Source organism: uncultured Gemella sp. (genome assembly GCF_963519265.1).
Taxonomy (GTDB): domain Bacteria; phylum Bacillota; class Bacilli; order Staphylococcales; family Gemellaceae; genus Gemella.
Map to the genome: position 1 here is coordinate 1 of NZ_CAUQNQ010000151.1, position 2,520 is coordinate 2,520.

Genomic DNA, 2,520 nt, shown 5'->3' on the forward strand with positions numbered 1-2,520 from the left:
CAAAATGAGGAGAAAAAAAAGGATAGGTAATAAGTATGAATGATTATCAGAAAATTATAGATTATGATTTTAGTGATACAGTTCTTGATGATAAACTTGTTGTGAAATTTAAACTGAAGAAAACTTTTACGGAAGATCAGTTTATCAGTCTTTTTACACCGAAAAAAGGTGAGAGATTTATTATAAGAACCCCTGATACTAAGTCTTCTATAATTGGTATAGGTTATGAAGCAACATGGTTATTAGATTCTAATGATTTCTTAACAAGTTTTGATAATAGTAGTGTACTATCTGGTTTTGAAGAATTAAAAGCACAGGTAACGGTTTTAGAAATTGATGAGCATGATTGTGAATACTTTGGTATTTACGGTGGAATCTCAGATGGAAATAATAAAAACAGTCAAGAATGGGTAGATTTTAGTGATACATCATTTGTTGTACCAGGTACACTCGCGGTTTTTAAAGGTGATGATGTTTATATCACATTGTTCTTTAATATGAAAGAGGAAAAAGAGTTTTCTGAATTATGGGCAGAGAGAATTTCATTTTTAAATAAACTGGATGATAAAAATGAAATATCTAGTGAACCACAGATTAATGTCGTTAGAGAAATTTATCCAGAACTTTGGCAAGAAAATATTAGGAAAGCCCTTCTTCAAATAGAAAAAGAAGAATTAAAGCGAATAGTTTTATCAAGAAAAAATTTAATATTGTTAGAAAACAATACTTCTTTAGGTGCGGTAACAAAATATCTTCTGAGTAAGAATAGGTACTTTATAGCATTTGAATCCAAGAAAAGTTTATTTATTACGACAAATCCTCTAATCTCTTTAGATTACACAGATAATGATTTAAAAGCGCATCTTTACTTGAAAAAAGAAAATTTATTTAATAATGATTATTCAGTAATGTTTGATGAAGAAGAAATAATTAATGAGTATAAGGAAAATTTTGAATCTCATTATCATACTGATTTTAAGGTGTATGATGATAAGACTCTAATGGGTAAAAAGCTCGATGTATTTTCTGTTTTAAATTCTAAAGTTGAAGATTCGCAACAAGCGATAAAAGCTCTTAGTCTTTTATATCCTATGCCGATAATAAAAGGATATCCAGAAAGTGCTGCGAAAAAATTCTTTTCTGAAAATTATAATGTAGGTTATGGTTTTTGGTATTCACCTTTTGGCTATATCACTAACAAATTAGATGCTAAATTCTATACATGTGGGAATATGATGGTAGCACAAAATAATATGATTACTTTATTTACTAGTATCTTATTATCAAAAGATGAGAAATATGGTGAAGTAATAGAAAAATCTAATAAAATTGTTAGTTCTAGTCTGAAATTATTTGATCATTAGGAGAGTAATCATGGGACAAAGTACGATGAAAAAAGGTATAGTCTTTACCTTACTAGGAGCTACATGTTGGGGATTATCAGGAGTATTAGGGGAATATTTATTAAATGTATCAAAAATAGACCCCGTTTGGATTATAGCTAATAGGTTGTTCTTCTCTGGAATTGCAATGGTAGCTATTTTACTCATTAAAGATAAACATGATTTAGTGAGAGTATTTTCAAATAAGATAGATATTTTAAAACTATTAAATTTTTCTTTTTTTGGACTTTTAATCTGTCAAGGAACATTCTTTTTAACAATCAAGCATACAAATGCAGGTATGGCAACGGTTATACAGTATATTGGTCCAGTAATAATAATGTTATATTATTGTGTTATAGGTAGAAGATGGCCTCTACCAAGGGAGGTTATTGCAATAGTGGTTTCGTTATTTGGAACGGTATTAATAGCAACCCATTTCGATTTTAGCAAATTGAATATTTCTACATTAGGATTATTTTGGGGGTTACTTTCTGCATTTGGTCTTGCTAGTTATAATATTTTTTCAATAAGTTTAACTACAAAATATGGTGTAATGCCTATAATGGCTTGGGGGTTATTAATCGCAGGAGTGGTTGTTTATTTTACTACAGGTAGTAATTATGTTCCAGATAATTTTACATTGATTGATTTTATATGTATGTCTGGAGTGGTAATAATTGGAACAATATTGTCATTTTCTTTATATTTAGAAGGTGTTAGGTTAATTGGTGCAGTCACGGGAAGTATTATCGGTTGCTTTGAACCGATTGCTGCTATAATCTTTTCTTTCCTCTTATTAGGAACAACATTCGGAACAATAGATTTAATTGGTGCAGCTTTTATTCTATCAGCGGTAATTGTTCTAAGTAAGAGATAAAAAGGAAATAAGAGTTTAAAATGTTTTATAAACCGAACGGGGGTAACTTTTAAAATCGATTTTGAAAATAAGAATTTTAAGTTACTCTCGTTTAAAGTTGTATGTTTAGATAAAAAATCCTGAGAACAATATAGCTAAGGGTAGTTTCAATTAGGGCATTTTTTGTTTAAATATTTTTAAGATGATTTCTGAAGTATCTACAGAGAAAGGATAAAAATGAGTAACGTAAAATTTGATGAAATGTATAAAAGTATGAAT

The 2,520-nt window shown here is 28.9% G+C and carries 2 protein-coding genes; both read left to right on the top strand.

Features of this window, described 5'->3' with window-relative positions:
* Positions 1-35: 35 nt before the first annotated feature.
* Positions 36-1,364, top strand: a complete 1,329-nt coding sequence (locus RWN11_RS08250; RefSeq protein WP_314161255.1) for a hypothetical protein — start codon at positions 36-38, stop codon at positions 1,362-1,364.
* Between the two features lie 10 nt (positions 1,365-1,374).
* Entirely contained in the window at positions 1,375-2,262 is an 888-nt protein-coding gene (locus RWN11_RS08255) for a DMT family transporter (RefSeq protein ID WP_314161256.1), read from the top strand.
* Positions 2,263-2,520 lie beyond the last annotated feature (258 nt).

Excerpts from the sequence above, each read along its gene's own strand:
- RWN11_RS08255 (WP_314161256.1), top strand. The coding sequence starts at position 1,375 with ATGGGACAAAGTACGATGAAAAAAGGTATAGTCTTTACCTTACTAGGA.
- RWN11_RS08250 (WP_314161255.1), top strand. The coding sequence starts at position 36 with ATGAATGATTATCAGAAAATTATAGATTATGATTTTAGTGATACAGTT.